14 protein-coding genes and 1 pseudogene are annotated in these 16,948 nt (G+C 67.8%); 3 read left to right on the top strand and 12 right to left on the bottom strand.

What is annotated here, in order from left to right:
• Positions 1-539 precede the first annotated feature (539 nt).
• From ACZ4RZ_RS29290 to ACZ4RZ_RS29275, 4 genes are all read right to left on the bottom strand, one after another.
• On the bottom strand, positions 540-1,115 hold the full coding sequence (locus tag ACZ4RZ_RS29290) for a TetR/AcrR family transcriptional regulator (RefSeq protein WP_467749019.1): 576 nt from the start codon (positions 1,113-1,115) through the stop codon (positions 540-542).
• 140 nt (positions 1,116-1,255) lie between these two features.
• Positions 1,256-1,681 (bottom strand): nuclear transport factor 2 family protein, encoded by a 426-nt coding sequence (locus ACZ4RZ_RS29285; RefSeq protein ID WP_467749018.1) that lies wholly within the window; start codon positions 1,679-1,681, stop codon positions 1,256-1,258.
• Positions 1,682-1,764: 83 nt separating this feature from the next.
• Positions 1,765-1,923, bottom strand: a complete 159-nt coding sequence (locus ACZ4RZ_RS29280) for a hypothetical protein (protein WP_467749017.1) — start codon at positions 1,921-1,923, stop codon at positions 1,765-1,767.
• Positions 1,924-2,047: 124 nt separating this feature from the next.
• Positions 2,048-2,842: an oxidoreductase gene (locus ACZ4RZ_RS29275; RefSeq protein ID WP_467749015.1), complete on the bottom strand. Its 795-nt coding sequence runs from the start codon at positions 2,840-2,842 to the stop codon at positions 2,048-2,050.
• A gap of 123 nt (positions 2,843-2,965) precedes the next feature.
• Between ACZ4RZ_RS29275 and ACZ4RZ_RS29270 the strand changes: the two genes are divergently transcribed.
• Complete coding sequence (locus tag ACZ4RZ_RS29270; protein ID WP_467749013.1) at positions 2,966-3,781, top strand: SDR family NAD(P)-dependent oxidoreductase; 816 nt, start codon at positions 2,966-2,968, stop codon at positions 3,779-3,781.
• Positions 3,782-4,001: 220 nt separating this feature from the next.
• Here the strand turns inward: ACZ4RZ_RS29270 and ACZ4RZ_RS29265 are convergent, their stop codons facing one another.
• Genes ACZ4RZ_RS29265 through ACZ4RZ_RS29255 form a run of 3 tightly spaced genes read right to left on the bottom strand, consistent with a single transcriptional unit; the run spans position 4,002 to position 5,708 of the window.
• On the bottom strand, positions 4,002-4,403 hold the full coding sequence (locus ACZ4RZ_RS29265; protein ID WP_467749011.1) for an HTTM domain-containing protein: 402 nt from the start codon (positions 4,401-4,403) through the stop codon (positions 4,002-4,004).
• Entirely contained in the window at positions 4,384-5,364 is a 981-nt protein-coding gene (locus ACZ4RZ_RS29260; RefSeq protein ID WP_467749009.1) for a DUF1648 domain-containing protein, read from the bottom strand. Before ACZ4RZ_RS29260 ends, ACZ4RZ_RS29265 begins: the two co-directional genes overlap by 20 nt.
• Positions 5,361-5,708: a GntR family transcriptional regulator gene (locus ACZ4RZ_RS29255; protein ID WP_467749008.1), complete on the bottom strand. Its 348-nt coding sequence runs from the start codon at positions 5,706-5,708 to the stop codon at positions 5,361-5,363. Before ACZ4RZ_RS29255 ends, ACZ4RZ_RS29260 begins: the two co-directional genes overlap by 4 nt.
• A 27-nt stretch (positions 5,709-5,735) precedes the next feature.
• Between ACZ4RZ_RS29255 and ACZ4RZ_RS29250 the strand changes: the two are divergent.
• Positions 5,736-6,591, top strand: a pseudogene (locus ACZ4RZ_RS29250) (IS630 family transposase); the annotation flags it as partial.
• Positions 6,592-6,619: 28 nt separating this feature from the next.
• Here the strand turns inward: ACZ4RZ_RS29250 and ACZ4RZ_RS29245 are convergent.
• The 5 genes from ACZ4RZ_RS29245 to ACZ4RZ_RS29225 all read right to left on the bottom strand — a co-directional run bounded on the left by ACZ4RZ_RS29245 (position 6,620) and on the right by ACZ4RZ_RS29225 (position 14,927).
• Complete coding sequence (locus tag ACZ4RZ_RS29245; RefSeq protein ID WP_388116211.1) at positions 6,620-7,003, bottom strand: hypothetical protein; 384 nt, start codon at positions 7,001-7,003, stop codon at positions 6,620-6,622.
• A gap of 348 nt (positions 7,004-7,351) precedes the next feature.
• Complete coding sequence (locus tag ACZ4RZ_RS29240; protein WP_467749006.1) at positions 7,352-8,833, bottom strand: UvrD-helicase domain-containing protein; 1,482 nt, start codon at positions 8,831-8,833, stop codon at positions 7,352-7,354.
• Complete coding sequence (locus ACZ4RZ_RS29235; RefSeq protein ID WP_467749005.1) at positions 8,826-11,087, bottom strand: ATP-dependent nuclease; 2,262 nt, start codon at positions 11,085-11,087, stop codon at positions 8,826-8,828. Before ACZ4RZ_RS29235 ends, ACZ4RZ_RS29240 begins: the two co-directional genes overlap by 8 nt.
• 724 nt (positions 11,088-11,811) lie before the next feature.
• Positions 11,812-13,707 (bottom strand): SMI1/KNR4 family protein, encoded by a 1,896-nt coding sequence (locus ACZ4RZ_RS29230; RefSeq protein WP_467749003.1) that lies wholly within the window; start codon positions 13,705-13,707, stop codon positions 11,812-11,814.
• A 179-nt stretch (positions 13,708-13,886) separates the two neighbouring features.
• Positions 13,887-14,927, bottom strand: coding sequence for an IS110 family RNA-guided transposase (locus ACZ4RZ_RS29225; protein WP_467749002.1), 1,041 nt, complete (start codon positions 14,925-14,927; stop codon positions 13,887-13,889).
• A gap of 802 nt (positions 14,928-15,729) precedes the next feature.
• Between ACZ4RZ_RS29225 and ACZ4RZ_RS29220 the strand changes: the two genes are divergently transcribed.
• Positions 15,730-16,848, top strand: a complete 1,119-nt coding sequence (locus ACZ4RZ_RS29220; RefSeq protein WP_467749000.1) for an IS110 family RNA-guided transposase — start codon at positions 15,730-15,732, stop codon at positions 16,846-16,848.
• Positions 16,849-16,948: the final 100 nt, after the last annotated feature.

The raw sequence follows: 16,948 nt of genomic DNA, 5'->3' as shown, positions 1-16,948 counted from the left end.
GCACGTGAGAATTTGTGAGATGTGAGAGCGTGCAGGGCGTGAGTGAGACACCGACGAACACCCTGCAATACCGCTTTGACGGGCGAGAAGACGCCCCAGTCCTGATCTTGGGTCCCTCACTGGGTACGACATGGCACATGTCGTAGAAGCCGTCCAGGGCCGTCCATCCAGTCCTATGCGGACATGTATGTCCAGTTTCGGGATCCTGTGCCGGGAGGGTGTCCACGGGGTCTGTGATTCGCGTGTGACAGCTGACTGCACGACGAAGCCCCGCCATGTTCTGGCGGGGCTTCTACGCGCAGCGGGCTACGACGACGTGCAGTGTCCGGCGTGGGCACCGTTGTACTCCGGGTGAGGGGGGCTTCCCCAAGCTCGGCATCTCCTCACGTGCCTCGCTGCGGGATGCGTTGGCCGAGGTGGCGCGTCCGTCGGAGACCGAGGCGCCGACCGGCCGGACATGACCTGCCGACGCCGAGCGTCGACGGTCAGGTTCTTCACGTGACCGTCGACACCGCGGCGGCACTTCCCTTCGTGCGGCCTCAGTCCAGCACCTTCAGGGCGCCGGACACAGCGCCCTCGAGGAACTCCCGGTCCGCGTGGGCCTTGCCCATCACACGCATGCCCTGGATGAACGTCGTCAGAAAGCGGGCCAGCTCGGCCGGACGCTTCTCGGCGGCCAGCTCACCCCGAACCTGGGCGCGCTGCAACGCTTCGGTCAGCGCGGACTCGACGGTGGCCATGGTCGACTTCACACGTTCGACTGTGGCCTCGTGCGCCGCGCGCTCCGTAGCCGCGTTGACCAGCAGGCAGCCGCGCTCGGGGTCCGCGAGGTCCGCTTCGGCCATGGCGAGCAGCGTCTCCCGAAGTGCCGCACGGATGTCGCAGGCGGAATCGAGTCGCTCCACGAGCGAGGCGGCCTGGTCGTCGCAATAGCGTTTCAGGGCCTGGGCGTACAGGCCCTCCTTGGAGCCGAACGCGCCGTACAGACTGCCGCTGCCGATGCCCAGTTCCATCGTCAGTTGCGGCAGTGACGTCGCGTTGTAGCCCTGACGCCAGAAGAGGTCCATGGCCCGCTCCAGTACCTGGTCTGTGTCGAACATCCGAGGGCGTGCCATGAAACGACCGTAGCATTTTTGGAATGTTTATTCCAGTATCGGGGAGGTCGATCACCGAGGGGACAACCGCGTCCCGGGCCGGCAGCCGCGACGGCCGGACCGGAGCGCGGAGCCGAGGTGTGCCCGAGTGCTGCGCCCGCTCAGTTCTGAGCGGCCGTGGCGCTGATCGCGGCGGTGATCGGCTGGTCCTCGACGAACGCGTCGAAGCCCACCAGCAGGCCGGCCTTGATCGTCAGGACATGCACGATGGCTGAGTCGAAGGGCGTCCCGGTGGCACGGCCGGTCCCGCGGGTACGTCCCACAGCCACCACCGTGTCGGCCCCCGCGTCGAAGAACCGCTCGATCTCGATGCGGCTGTCGATCAGATCGAAGGTGTTCTTGAACAGCGCGGCGAAGCCCGGCAGGCCCGCGTACTCGCCGCCGTAGGCGAGGTCGTTCGTGACATGTATCCGGATCTCGGGGGAGGTGATGGTCGCGAGGGCTTCCCGGTCGGAGTGCAGGAGAGCCTCGTACATCGACTCGGCGACCTGGCGGGGAGTGGGGGTGTAGGGGGCGGACTCGGGCATGGCTGTCTCCTTGGATCCGGGGTGAACGGTGAAGGGGCGCACCGGTCTGCGGGCGCGGGGTTCGGGCGGTTGCCCGCGGTTGGTCAAGCCGGATGCCGCCGCGGCTGCGGCAGCGTGTCCGCGGGGTGCTCCTCGAGGATCCGGTGGCCCGAGCGGGCCAGGCCCCCTCCTCGTACGTCCGGTGCGTACCGACCGGCCTGGACGGCGCCAAGAGGCGAGCAGAAGCCGAAGTCGTGGGTCATGCCGTAGACCTTGGCAAGACAGTCACATGGAGCGCATGAGTCGATCGACTGCATCGAGCAGGGCGCGGAGAGGGCGTGTGTCCGTTCCGCGCCCCCGCGACGCGCGGGTGGCTCCGGGCGGGTGTCACAGGGTCTTGACGAGTCCGCCGTCGATGGTGAAGTCGGCGCCGGTGACGTTGCCGGTGCGGTGGCTGGCCAGCAGCAGGGCGAGGTCGGCGACCTCGTCGGGGCGGGTGAAGCGGCCGGTGGCCAGGCCGCCGAGGCCCGCGACGATGGCCTCGCGTGCCGCGTCACGTCCGACGCCCATGGCGTTGGCGACGGTATCGGCCATGCCGCCGTCGGCCAGCCAGATGTCGGTCTCGACCGGTCCCGGGCTGATGGTGTTGACGCGGACGCCCTGGGGGCCGACCTCCTTGGAGAGCGACTTGGCGAAGCTGGCCAGGGCGGCCTTGGATGCCGCGTAGTCGACGATGCTCGGGTCGGGCAGGATCGCGTTCACGGAGCCGATGTTGATGATTGCTCCGCGGCTCGCCAGTAGGTGGGGGAGGGCTGCCCGGCTGGCCCGCACGGCGCTGAACAGGTTGGTGTTGAAGGTCTGCGTCCAGTCGTCGTCGCTGACGGACGAGAACCCGCCCAGGCGCGGAGCGACCGAGCCGACGTTGTTGACGAGTACGTCGACGCTGCCGAAGTGGGTGACCGCCGTGTCGATGAGGGCGGCGGCGCCGTCGGCCGTGCTCAGGTCCACCGGCAGCGAGACGAGACCGTGCCGCTCGCTCAGCTCGGCGAGCTCCTTGCCCGGGTTGCGTGCGCCTGCGACCACGTGAGCGCCCTCGTGAGCGAAGGCGCGGGCGACAGCCAGGCCGATGCCCCTGCTGGCACCGGTGACGACGACGACCTTGTTGTCGAGTTCGAGATCCATGACCTCACACCTTTTCTGGATTGATCAATACGTAACCCGTGTGCGGAAGGGGGTTCCCTTGCCGTGGTGATGTCACCGTAGCAATAATGGATAGTTCAATCAAGAACTATTTTGGGAGTGGGCATGGACCTGGACCACCGACGGGGAGTTGTCACCGGAGCGGGCAGCGGGATCGGCCGCGAGATGGCCCTGCGACTGGCCGCACGGGGCGCGGAGCTCGTGCTGGTCGGCCGACGCCGGCAGACCCTCCAGCGGACCGCGGACCTCATGCGCGACGCGGGCGGCACCGCACATGTTGCCGTCGCCGACCTCACCGAGCCCGGAACGCCCGCCCGGATCGCCCGTCGGGCCCAGGACGTGTTCGGCGACTACGGCCTCCTCATCAGCAACGCCGGAAACGTGAGGGCCGGCAGCCTGCGTGAGCACAGCGCGGAGGACATCCAGGCCATGATCGCGCTCAACCTCACCGCTCCTGTGCTGCTGTCCCGGGCGGCGTTGCCCGCACTTCGGCCACCGACACCCGAAAAGCAGGCCCTGCTGCTGAACATCGCGAGCGGGGTCGCGCTGGTGAATCTGCCCTTCTACACGGTCTACTCCGCCACCAAGAGCGGTCTGGCGGCCTTCGGCCATGCACTGCGCCGGGAATTGCACGGCACACCGGTCCATGTGGCGACGGCCTATCCCGGTGCGACCGACACGGACATGATGGCGACATCCCGAGCCGGAGACGAACTGGGCTTCGGACGACGTGAGGTCACCGACGTGGTGCGTGACATCTTCGCCGCCCTGGAGCAGGGCCGGCACGAGATCAACACCGCACTGCCCGCGCGTCGGGCGCTGCAGGACCTCCATCGGCGGGACCCGCTGGCCGTGGACGCGCAACTCGCGCCGAAGCTGCGGGAGATGGAGAACGCGGTGCGCGGGCACCGCAGCATCTGACACCGCGCACCGCGGACAAGTCACCCGCCCAGTCCGGGCGGGAGACGGCGCTACAGCACTGGGCCGGCCCGCATCGCCGGTGTTCTTCCGGCAGCCTGCCCGGCGGCTGTGGGAGCGCACTTCGGGGCCGCGCCATGCTGGCAGCCCGTGTCGATGGACGCCGGGGGTGTCCGACCAGCGGGGCTCTGCGCCTCCAGCTGCCACGGCGCCACCGTGGGCTTCACCGTGGCCCCGCAGTCGTGGACCGTGCAGGCCGCGGAGCACAGCGGCGCTTGCCCAAGCTCCACAGGCCCATGACGACGGCGATGCCGAGGTGGAAGAGGATGCCTGCTGGCAGCAGCATCCAGCGGACGCGTTGGGGCATGAGCAGTGCGGCGGCCAGGGCGATCTCGAGGAGCAGAGGGCCCCAGGTCATCGCGGCGACGCCCAGGGGGTGGTCGACGATGGCGCTGAGCGCGGGCCGCAGCCAGTGGGGTGCGCCGAAGTCGTAGTTGTTGATCCAGTAGTACAGGGCACTGCCGTCGGCCCATTCGGCGTGGGGGAGTTTGGCCACGCACGACTGGAAGTAGAGCACCGCTATCTGGACGCGTGCCACGACGATTTCACGTTGTGTGCCGGGCACTCAAGGAGTTCAGAAGGGCGGCTCCGCGTTCGGCGTCGTCCACGCTCACCGCGAATTCCCTGCCCTTTGACGGGTGGATGACCAGGCACTCGCCGCCGCGCAGCATCACGGTGGTTCCCAGCCCACTCAGCCGGTAGCCCCAGCCACCGACCTGGGCGGGCGTGCGGCTCTCGACGCGTGCCGACTCCACGTCCTCGACGGCCCAGTGTCGTGTGGGCCAGCCGAAGGGACCGAAGGCGACGTCCAGACCCTGCTCGCTGACTCGTGCCTGCACCGAGGAGCAGCCGAGGACCAGAACGGAGGCGAGGGTGAACGGCGTGGCCGCCAGCAGGAACGGAAGGTCCGTCAGACCCGCGAGCGCCGACACGAAGACGGTGATCGCGAGCAGCCCGGTCAGGGCGGCGAGCGCATGGAGCCAGGAGTTCGACGTGCGGGCGAGCCATACGACCCGCTGCCCGGCGGGAATGTCCAGGGTCGGGCCGTCCGCCGCGGGCCGGGGCTCGTCCGGCGCCCGGCGCGCGGCCAGCAGACCGGCCGCGCCCGCTGCGGCCGCTACGACGAGCGTGCCCACGACCCCGCTCGTCACCGATCCCGCCTCGTGCCAGTCCGCGCGGTCCAGATTCGCCCGTACGACCGATGCCTGCCCGCCGAGCAGTGTCACACCGCCGAAGCCGAGGCCCGCAGCAGCCCACCCTGGTACGCCGCGACCGGCCCCTGCCCGGCGCAGCGTCAGCACGACGACGAACGCCAGCACACCCCAGATCAGCGCGGGGAACAGTGCCGCGGCCCAGAGCGGCATGGAGTCGTCGGGCCTGCCCGAGCCGGCGTGCCAGTGGGTCGCCAGTCGGTCCGGGAGCCGGCCGCTGGCGGCCAACGGCAGCGCCACCAACAGGGCCAGGACGCCGACGCCCCAGCCGACGGCGCCCCACGCCGCTCCGCTCTTGCGTACCTGCTCGGTCACGAGATCCCCCTGATCATGTCGATGAGGTCGTTCTTGCTGTAGCCGAGGTGCGCCGCGTCGGTCACCAGGTCGCGTACGCGGTGCAGCAGGACGGAGCGCTGGTCCGCCCCGTCGGCCACCGTCACGCCCCGGCCCCGCCGGAACTCCAGCACCCCCTCGTCGCGCAGCGCCCGAAGGCCCCGTAGAACTGTGTTGACGTTCACATCCAGGGTCTGGGAAAGGTCCCGGGCCGGGGGAAGACGGTCTCCCGGCCCGCACTCGCCCTCGGCGATGGCGCGCCGGATCGCGCCGGCCACCTGCTCGTGCAGGGGGCGGCTGTCCGCGGTGTTCAGCCTCAACAGCATGGTGCTAGTGAAGATAGCACCAACTGCCGTGAGATCAAGAAGATCGCCAAGTCCAGGCCAGTCGAGCACGGCCTACCCTTCTCGACCTGGAGCCTGGTCAAACTGGCCGAATTCCTGGTTGCCGAGGGGGTGGTCGACGACATCAGCCACGAGGGCCTGCGCATCCTGCTCCGCGAGGAAGGCGTCACCTTTCAACGCCTGAAGACCTGGAAGACCTCCCGCGACCCTGACTACGCGGTCAAAAAGGCCCGCGTCGAGCACCTCTACGCCATCGCCGACGGCGAGGTCATACCCGAGGCTGGCGAGCCAGAAGTCGTCTTCTGCATGGACGAGTTCGGCCCCCTCAATCTCCAGCCCCACCCCGGCCGCCAGTGGACCGGATGCGGCGGCAAGCACAAGGACCCCGTCCGCGAACCGCGCCCGCGCCGCCGCGCGACCTACACCCCGCCCGCACGGCGTCCGCCACCTGTTCGCCGCCTACGACCTGGGTAAAGACCAGCTCTACGGCCACATCAAGAAGACCAAGAACCGCTCCAAGTTCCTGGAGTTCTGCCGCTACCTGCGCTCCCTCCACCCCGTCGGCAAGCGCATCGCGATCATCTGCGACAACTACTCCCCGCACCTGACCACCAAACGCTGCCGCCGCGTCGCCGACTGGGCCGAGGCCAACAACGTCGAGATCGCCTATACCCCGACCGACAGCTCATGGCTCAACCGCATCGAGGCCCAGTTCACCGCCCTGCGCTACTTCGCCCTCGATGGCACCGACCACCCCACCCACAAGGCCCAGGGCAGCGTGATCCGCCGCTACATCATCTGGCGGAACAAGCACGCCGCCGACAAGCGCCTCAAAGCCCTCGTGAGGAGAGCCAACGCAGCCTGACCTGCAACAGCAGCGGCAACAGGCGACGTCACCACAGGTGAAGGAAGCTCCGGACATCGTCATAGCCGTCGAGGGCCCGACCGTCCACATCCGACGGGTCCGCCTCGGCTCGCGCCGCCAGCGACTGTGCCAGGGCACGGGCCTCATCGCTGAGATGCCCAAAGCGTCGAGCGGTATGGCCCAGGCACAGCCCAGCCAGCCCGAGCAGCGGACTACCCGACACAGCCCGCGTCCCGACCTGCACGCACCAGTGCTCGACGAACCCCGCGTCGTCGTCGTTCAACGCGGTGCCGACCAGGACTCCCGCCGCCTCGCCCTCTGCCGAGCGGTCACGCAGGGCCTGCTCCAACGTCTCGACCACCACCCCGTGAGGCAGCGCGGGAGGGTTCTCGAAGCTCAGATGAGAATGCACCTCGCGAGACTACGCGGACCGTATCCAACGGCTACCTGCCGCGGACCCGTCCGGCAAGCCGGGGCGAACGTTGCTTGATGCGGCACTAGTTCCCTGGCGCTTGCACGGCCTTCGTGCACGCTCGCCCCGAGGAGCTGCTGTGCCCTGACTGTCAGCGCGGGGCCGTGTTGTCACGTCCGATGTCGCCGAGTGCCTGGTAGGAGAGCCCCGAGCGTAGAGGATGTGGGGGGACTGGCCGGAGGCGCCTTGGCGCAACTTCGCGGCCGCCTGCTCGTCGAGGAGCAACTCCTTCTTCCCCGTGGGGACACGCCCGCGACGGCCAGCCTCGGTGCACACGACCTGCCACATTCAGCTCATGGCATAGGTGTTGAGGCGGGCACGCGTGAGCGCCACGTACAGGGCACGATGGTCCTCCCGTGCAGGGTCGAGGCCGTGCGCCAGGGCCGAGGCGTCTGCCGGGCTCAGCTTGACGGCTACCGTGTTCCACTCTCGCCCTTTGGACTGGTGACAGGTAAGGCCAGGTCTCAACTGGTCATTGACGAGCCGAAGTTGTAGACGCTCCAGTGCGCGGATCGGTTTGCGCGCGAGCTGTGTCGTAGCGATCCCCGGAATGAGGTCCGCGAGACTGGAAGTCAGTCTCTGCCACACCAAGGCCGGTTGGCGACCGTCCTTGAGGTCAGCCACCGCGGCCTGCAGGCAGGGGCGGATCGTTGTCGCTAGCGCCTCCTTGTCCAGCCCGAGCGTGACCAGAGCATCGTGCAGAAATACTGCCTGTGTGCCCAGCGCATTCTGTGCGATCTCATTGAGGAGCAGGGTGCAGATCGCCTCTTGAACCTGACCGACACCGGGCTTGATGGCGAGGGGCAGGACGCGCGGATCGCACTCCCACAGTGCCTTCCACTTGAGTGCGAGGACCATGTCGGCATCGCGGGCAGAACCGGCCGGCAGCGTGACGGGCACGCGTCGTCGCAGGCGCCGCGTAAGCCATGCCTGTCTGTCGGTTCCCCACCGAAAGGAGTCGTCCAGGTAGTGCGTGGAGAAGCCGTTCTCCCTTATGTATGCCGCCATAGCAGCGGGACGGGCGCCTCTGAACTGGTAGAGGGCCTGCCACGGATCGCCGACCAAGGTGAGAGAGCTGGACGCTGACGCAGCGAGTGAGAAGATGTCCCGGTCCAGATCGTTGGCGTCGAACACCTCATCAACCGTCAACGAGCGCACCGAGGTCTCGAAGTACGAGATCAGTGCTCGGCGTGCGGGACCAGCTGGGAGGGCCTCTTGAAGAACCTCCCGTACGTTGTCATGGGTACATGCGCCAGCGGAGACCGCTTCCTTGAAGTGCATGGCTGATGGGTGGCTCGCGGTCTGGGGCTCGTTGACGGTTCTTATGACGACGTGGCCGCCGTCGACCCGCAGAACGGGCTTTATGCGGCTGGGTTTTGTCGGGAGGGCTGTCCGCCATGAGTCCAACACGTCAATTTCCGTGTGTCCTCCTGGCCAGTGCAGAACGCCTTCATTGAGCAGGTGGAAGAGTAGGTCGCACAGAAGGGTGTCCAGGGTCACGATGCGGTGCGGCCAGCGCAGTGATGCCGACCCCCATTGCCGGGCGACACGCGTTCGCAGTTCCTCGGTGGCTGATCTGGTGAAGCTGACCGCTACGACCGCGCGTGCGTCGGTGGGGGCGGCAAAGCGGTGCAGGCCGAATCGCAGGGCCGACACGGTGGTCTTTCCGGAGCCGGGTGCCGCTTCGACGTAGACGCGGCTGTGCGGGCTGCCACTTGCGGTGAGCTGCTGTCGTGTCAGTGCGTGAAGCCCTGTGCTGGATCTAGGCATTGTGCTGTCCCTGTGGCCAGGGCCCGGGTATCTGCACGTGTGTGGGCCAGCCTCCTGGCTGGCGACCTGTCGTCTGGTTCTGCCGGATTGGACGTGAGCGCAGAAGATCGTCCCAGTTCTGGGTTTCCTGTGCTTCGCCTGGCGCGGCCTCGAGCTCTGCGTCGATGGGCTCGTCTTCTGGCCAGTACGCCGGGTCGTCGAGATCGTCATCCCATTCGATGTCGTCTGGCAACTTGTCCCAGATGTCGTCGGGAGCGAGCCACCCGGGCGGCTCCATGGCGGGATCTTCGGACGTCAGATCGCCGGTGGTGTCTGGGGAGGCGGCCGGATACAGGAAGTCGAAGAGGTCCTCGAGGTGCTCGGGGACCGTCACGAGGGAAAGGCCGTCGGCCGCCTCGCGGTCGGTGTCGTTGGCTTCCCGGAGAACCGCGGCGAGAGCGAGGGCGAACTCGGCCTTACGCCGTGCACCCCGGCCTTCCTTGACTGCTTCCTCGCCGTTCTTTCCTGCTCTTCGGCTGGCGAAGTAGGACCGGACGCTGTCGACGGTGACTTCAGCCAATGGATGGTTTGGGTCGACCGCTTGTTGGGCTTCCGCGACAAGGTTCTCGTTGCCCGGAGTGATCGCCGGCTCGAGGGTGGGATGACTGATGAAAACCTGGACTACGGACCTATCGTGCTCTGCAGCCCACTTGGGCATGTCGCGAGCGCTGTCGAAGGGAAGGTCGCTGTCGCTGTCACGGAGGATGGCCAGCTTCGTGCACAGCTCCTTGCCCGGTGTCGCCAGGAGATGGGCGGCCCACTGGCCGACTTTGGTGCCCATCGGGACGATGCTCAGGGCATCAATGAAGGCTTGCTTCGCTTCGTCGTCGCCTGCCCAGGCCCGGCCGAACTCGCGCACCACCGCGCCCTCGGTAACTCCTTCAACTAGGAGCAGGCGTTCCGCGAAGAGAGCCGATGAACGACTCGCGTCGAGGTGCAGTCTGGCCATGCGGAGCGTGGCATCGCGATGCTGGGACGGGACCACGTCCTTGACGCAGCGGCTCACACTTCCATGGTCGGTGCGACGCACGACGACGAGCTCCGTGGGGTCGCACGCTGTGATGATGTCAGTCGCGTGACTGGTGAGGATCACCTGTAGCTCGGGGCGCGCCTTGACGGTTCTGCGCAGGTAACGGACCAACGAGTGCTGCAGCTGAGGGTGGAGATGGGCTTCAGGCTCCTCGATGATGACCGTTGCGTGAAACGGGGCCGTGGAGAAGAAGGAGTCTTCCTCGGAGGCCGCCTCAGCATGCGCTTGAGCCAAGTTCTCGAACGCTTGCCGCGCCTGCTCCTCCTCGGACGGGGATTCGTGATCGCTGCTCTCCGGTGGGTCCGCGGAGGCGAGGGGGATCTCTGTTGAATCAGGTATCGCAGCCAACGTCACGGCAATATGAAGCAGGTTGACGTACCCAAGGCCAGAAACTTCCAGAGGACGGGCTGCGGAACGGCCTTCGATCACGGCGAGCATGATCTCCAGGACGCGGGCGAGATAGGTGTCGTCGATGACCTGGCCGCGCACGTAGGGCCATTGTGGGCTCACGCCAGCCGACAGTCTGCCCAGCTGCTCGCCGATGCGGGCCTCAACGGCGTCGATCAGGCTGTCCTTGGCTAGATCCTCCAATAGTCGGGAGGCACGGGCCCGTAGAGCCACCAGGTTGCGGCTGCCATGGAGTTCCTGCTGCCGTGCGCGTAGCAGCTCCACCAAGATGCGCACCTCGCGGCGCGCCAGTTCGTCCAGTGGATGACGCCAGGCGGGAAGATAGATGAGCTTGAACTGGTCGATCCTCCGGGCGAGGCCGTGGCTGCTTGTCAGGCGCGAGGTGACTGTCCCCAGTTGTCGGTGCAGGGAGACACTCCAGGATTCAGCTTCTCCACCGGGCCGCCTGTGCCCTGTGGTGTGCATCTCGCGGCCGAGGCGCCCCTCGGCTTGGAGGTCGTCGGCCAGGTTGTACGTGATGTCGATGCTGCGCTCGACGCCGGCATCAGGGGATGCCAGCGCGGCTGAAGTCGGCCTCGGGAGCACCGGAAACCGGTTCCCTGGGTGCGCGAGGTAGAGCGCGTCTGTGAGTGTGGTCTTGCCCGCGCCGTTCGGCCCGATCATCACACTGAACCTGCCCGGAAGGTCGCAGCTCATTGGCATCTCTGCGCTCGCGCGCAGACCGCTCACCTTGACGCGACTCAGATACATGGCAGGCCCCCCGATCGACTCCGTCACTCTGTCAACATCATCGCTCAGCGGTGCGCTGCGCTGCGCAGATTCCCCTCTGGAACGCTGTGCCACCCAGGGCGACTTTCCGAACCAATTGCCCGCTGCGCGCTTGGTTTCCAGCGTTACGTGCCGCTTGTGTCGATCAGCCACTGACGATGCGCCAGCTTTTGCATCACCCGATACTGAGAGCTGCCGATCTGAACTGGGTTGCTGTCACAGGGGCTGTCGTGACAGATGTTGCCCCCCGTCGGCTTGTCTCGGTGGGGGTTCTGCCCGCGGGGCCGATGGCGCCGCGCTTGTCGGCCTCGGCTTGGGAGTAGATGCTTCGATCAGTTGAGCGGGCGGCTGCGTACCAGTCCGGTGGTACGCCGGCGGGAGCTCGCCGAACGGGCCGTGTTGATTCGGCGCCCCAGAAGGCATGTACGTGTCGTTGTCGAAGATGACCACTGGGATTGGGATGGGGCGAAGCGTGGTCGGGCTGCTGCCAGTGCCTCCGGATATGGTTTCGCCGCTGTCTCAGGAGTATTTGTAGGTGTGCGCGGGCGCGCTGGTACTGCTGATGGTTTCCCGGGGTAGGCGCACGCTGTTGTGCTTCTGGACGCGCTGCCCAGGGGAGCAGCGGCGGTGTAGCCACGGTGTACGGCTGGGCAGGGTGACAATGCCGAATACGACGACCGCCTCTTCGCCCGGGTGGCCGAGGCCGTGGTCGCGGCTCTACGGTAGCGTCGCCTCAGGGGCGACGCCGTACGAAGCTCAGGTAGGCGAAGCCTTCGCCCTCGCGCGGCGCTCGGGTCCAGGACCGGGTGGTGAACATGGGGAGGCTGCCCTGGGACAGGGCGAAGCAGGGGAGCGAGATGCCCAGTTCGGCGTGCAGGGTCTCCAACAGACGTACCTCTCGGTCGAGATGGGTGTCAGGTGAGCCGGCAAAACGCGCAGGATCCAGGGTGTTGGGTATCGCACCCGAGCGCCGGATGTCGTTGCCCCGCACCGTGAACGCGTAGAGTTCCACGCCGCGTTCGGCCACCGAGACATGGAATGCGGCCGGGTGATCAGCCAAGTGCCGCTGCGGCTCACGCCACACCACCACGGCGCGACCCGACGCGGAGGCGGCCGCGGCGGGGGACTGGAACAGGTGGCTGATGCCCTGGCGGGACTGGCCGTCGAAGGCGAAGGCCCACCCCTCGCTGCAGCGGCCGGCCATGACCGCGGCCCGGTCCTCCCAGAGCTCGACGCCCTCCCGCTCGTGGTTCTGCCTCAACGGCTGGTACGCCCTGGCTGCGTGCACGGGCGCACTCAGTTCGGCACCCTCGTCGCCTATCAGAGCGGGTAGGCCGGCGGGGTCGGCGCCCTCGACCCAGACGCAGCGGTACGCGTCGAACGGCCGCCCATGTATCCCGGTCGTCGTCAGCCAGGTGAGACCCGGCGGGTCGAGATCGGGCGCCGGCTCGGGAGCGGGCCCGGACTCGCCTGCGCGCGGAGTCGCGAGGATCTCTCGCCCGCGCTGCGGGGTGATCAGCGACCCCAGAACCGGATCGGCGAGCAGGCCAAGGGGCGCGAGCAGCAAAGGCCCAGGTGGTATCCACTGCTTAAGCGCGTCGCGCAGCATTCGCCACGCGGCATCGGTCGCTCCCCATCGGGCCGACTCCCGGGCCTCGTTGACGGCCCGGCCCCACGCACCCGGCGGCGCATAGCGATGGGTGGCGTCGCGCAGCGCGCTCAACAGGTCCTCGGCGATTTCCCGGTCGACCCCACGGGCGGCCATCATCCCCAGCCAGTGGTCGTCTCCGCCCAGTCGCCATTCGCCGGAGGCCGGTTCGATGGCCGACACCGTAAGGAGCTCGGGCAGATAGCGGGGGTCAGCCACAAGGGAGCCGTAGTCCCGCTGAGCGCGGGGAGCCGCCAGATGCTGCAACTGGTTCAGCAGAATCGCGCTGTTCGGTCGTCCGAAGGACCGCGCCTCCTCGAGCAAGGGCAGGGCCTCCTCATGCCGTCCGCGCAGGGCGAGTAGGCGGGCCTCCTCGACCCGGGCGTCCTGGGCGCGCGTGGTGGCGTTCTCGAAGTCCGGCCGCCCCACCCGGTCGCCGTGGAAGCTCCGGTACATGGCCTCCATGTAGGCACGAAACGACGGGTAGCGGTCCGGGTATTCACCACTCCAGCCCTTGTAGATGTAGAGCGCCCACTCGCCGTGCTCGTCGCGGTCGCCCGGGTCGAGCAGAGCCAGCGTCATATCGGAGTCCATCTCCAGGCGCAGCGATCGCTGCCACATGCCGGCGAGCAGGACTTCCTGCTCGCGCGGGTCGTCGCCCAGATTCTCCTCGTACACCTCGGTCAACCCGTACGGATCCCGGGACCAGTCGATGTCCGCGATCCCACCGAGCTGATAGACCCCGGCCGTCTGCTCCACACGCCATCCGTCGCTCGCGGCCAAGAACTGGCGGTAGGAGGGCGGCAGTCGCATCCCCAGCCGCTTCTCGACCGTGGTGATCGCGGCCTCGTCCGCCCCTGGCCTGCCCAGCCTGACGGGACCCGGACCGCCGTCCCCGTCCTCCTCGTGCTCGGCGCGGGGAACCCACTCCTCCTGCCAACGGCCGAGGAAGTCGTGCCAGTTGAAAGACTCGTCGCTCATGACCGAGATCGTGCCAGCCACCACTGACAGTCATAGTGGTACGCGGGTCTCCGGTGGTCGTGACCCAATCACTGACTGACGTCCTGCTGGGCTGTCCTTACGTTGATCTGTCCGACCGCCGGGCCCCGGTTCCCAGGGCTCCGGCCGGGCGGAGCATGACCTCATAGCGCCTCTGTGTGTCAAGCGGCTTGGGCGAGGTGGTTCCGTTGGTCGCGTTTCATGATCCGGTAGACCACGTTGGACAGGCGCCGTTTGAGGGCCCTGCGGGCTTCGGATGGGGCCTTCCCCTCGCTGATCTTGCGGAGGTAGTAGTCCTGTCCGCGCCCGCCGTCGCGGATCTGGCAGACGGCGATGGAGTGCAGTACCGAGTTCAGCGCACGGTTGCCGCCGGTGTTGAGCCGGTGGCGGACGTTGTTGCCGCTGGAGGCGTCCAAGGGCGCGCTGCCGGTGTAACTGGCGAAGTGGTGCTCCGTGGGGAAGCGGCTGACGTCCCCGATGTGGCCGATGACCTTGGCGGCCAACACGGTGCCCAGGCCGGGCAGGGTGGTCAGCGTGGTGCGGGTCGCCGCGACGGCTTCGCGCATCTCGGCTTCGTTGTCCTTGACCTGCCGGTCGAGGCGGCGCAGGTCGGCCAGCAGGTCACGAGCTATGTCACGGCGGCAGTTGTCGGTGGCCGTGACCGGCCGGATCCCCTTCATCAGGACGGCGGCCTTGTCGGCCGACAGCCCGGTGGGGGCACCGCCGGGCAGCAGATCGCGAAGCACGGCGTGGAGTCGGTTCAGGACGCGGGTGCGCTCGTGGACCAGGTCCTCTCGCCGCTCGGTCAGGAGCCGCAGGATCGTGGTCTGGTCCTCCTCGACCACGGGTCGCAGGTCATGGCGAAACAGAGCGACCTGGGCAACATGAAGGGCGTCCTTGGCATCGGTCTTCCGGTCTCCACCGGTGGCCAGCAGCCGGGCCCGGGCCGAAAGGGTGGAGGGCACGTCGACCACGTTCTCGCCCGCGGCGGCCAGCTGCTGGGCGAGCGAGCGGCCCAGGCCGCCAGCACCCTCCACCGCGAAACGGCGGTCGGGCCACGGCTCGCACCAGCGCATCAGCTGCGTGAAAGTGCCGGCATTGACGACGAAGCGCCGCTGGCCGGTCTTGTGGCCTGCGCCGTCCACGGCGACGGCGGTGTGAGAGGACTTGTGGGGGTCGATCCCGATCGTGATCACGCGCATCCCGGTCTGTACTCGAAGCGGCGAAGTATGCGGTGGGCACCCTGACTTGAAGTAGCGGTCGCACACGTTCATGCCTCTGTCGAGCCACACCGCGTGGGTGTCGGCCGGCGGCGGCACGCTATCGGAGAGCCAGCCCATGGGCGGCAAGGGGCACTGCGGGCCCGTGCCGACCGACACCCTGGACGCTACGGCTGCAGACCGCGCGTCTGGGCCCGATTCAACAAGTCAGGGGCCTGCCGATCATTGTGGCGTCCTCACGATTCTGACCGCCCGACGCGGCCCGGTACCGGCAACGCGACGCGCCGTCGGACCGGAAGGGGAACCGGCATGTCCCGATCGGCCATGTGCGCATCGATCATGCCGAGTACGCCTCCTGCTCGGCAGGCCCGTCGTCGCCCTGTAGGGGAGGTGGTGCTGGAGGGGCAGGCGCCGGGATACCCATGTCGCTGCGGTGTTGTCCATGACGGGGCCCGTGCTTGCCGCCGGCGCGTTCCCCGCCACGGCGGCGGGATTCCGCGATTTGCGTCGTGAGCCAGGAAGTCTTGCGCCGTCAGGTGACCCGGGATGCCTTTCACCTGGTCAAACAGCCACAGCTGGGACCCCGCTCATAGGGGCTGTGACCGAAGTGTCCTGGTGTCACAGTGTCGGCCGATGGTCGGGGATGGTGCGTTGTCGGTGCCGGGCTGGCGGGGCGTGTCCCGATAGGGGCCTGCCGTTCGTTGTGGCGTCCTCACGATTCTGACCGTCTGACGTGGCCCGGTACCGGCAACGCGACACGTCATCGGACCGGAAGGGATCAGGTATGTCCACTTCAGTCGGACCCAGTGCGCCGTCTTCTGTTCCGAAGCCCCGCCGTCGCCGCCCTGCGGGGGAAGTGGTGTTAGGAGTGGACACGCACCGTGATGCCCATGTGGCTTCGGTGCTCTCCTTGACGGGGGCGGTGCTGGCCACCAGTGAGTTCCCGGCCAGCGCGACTGGATATCGGGATCTGCTGAAGTGGGCCAGGAGGTCGGGAACGGTGGGGCGGGCCGGGGTGGAGGGGACCGGCTCTTACGGGGCATCCTTGACCCGCTACCTGCTGGCCCAGGGCGTGGACGTGTTTGATGTGAATTGGATGGACCGGGCGGATCGCCGTCGGCGCGGCAAATCGGATCCGCTCGATGCGCAGAACGCGGCGCGAGCGGTATTGAGTGGGCGGGCCTGCGCGCGGGCCAAGTCGGGCGACGGGCCGGTGCAGATCGCGAGGATGTACAAACTCACGAAGGCGTCGGCTGTCAAAGCCCGTACTCAGGCCATCAATCAGCTCAAGGCCGTCCTCATCACTGCCGACCCCGCCTTGCGGGAAGAACTGGCCCAACTGGGCAACGCCGAGCTCTTCCGTACCTGCGCACGGTTCACCGACGCGAGCGGTCAGGAAGAGGCTGGCGAGGAGTCGGTGCTGCAGGCCACGCGGATCACGCTCGGTTTGCTGGCTCGCCGGATCGGCCAGCTCTCCGAACAGATCCGGGAGGTGGACAATCGTCTGGCCCGGCTCGTGCAAGGCCATGCCCCGCAACTGCTCGACGTGGTCGGGATCGGCCCAGACACAGCCGTCGCTCTGCTGATCACGGTCGGAGACAACCCGGAACGCCTGGACAGCGAGGCGTCCTTCGCCGCCTTGTGCGGGGTCAGCCCCGTCGAGCGTTCCTCGGGACGCCGGCAGTTCCGTCGCCTCAACCGCGGCGGTGATCGTCAGGCCAATGCCGCGCTCCACCGCATCGTGTTCACCCGCCTGCGGGTCGACCCGCGCACCCAGGGCTACTACGAGCGCCGGATCAAGGAGGGCAAGACCCGTCGCGAAATCGTTCGTTGCCTCAAACGCTATGCGGCCCGGGAGGTCTTCCACCTGGTCAAACAGTTACAGCCAGGACCCCGCTCATAGGGGCAGTGATACGGCGGAGCCCCGTCGGGAACCATCCCGGCGGGGCTTTTGCGGAGTTTGTCGCGGCCGCCGGTGACCTGTCGGCCTACGCGGCCGCCGG

This window comes from Streptomyces sp. NPDC027189, assembly GCF_055566975.1.
Note: the sequence above shows the minus strand (reverse complement) of the source record. Positions and strands in the feature narration are given on the sequence as shown.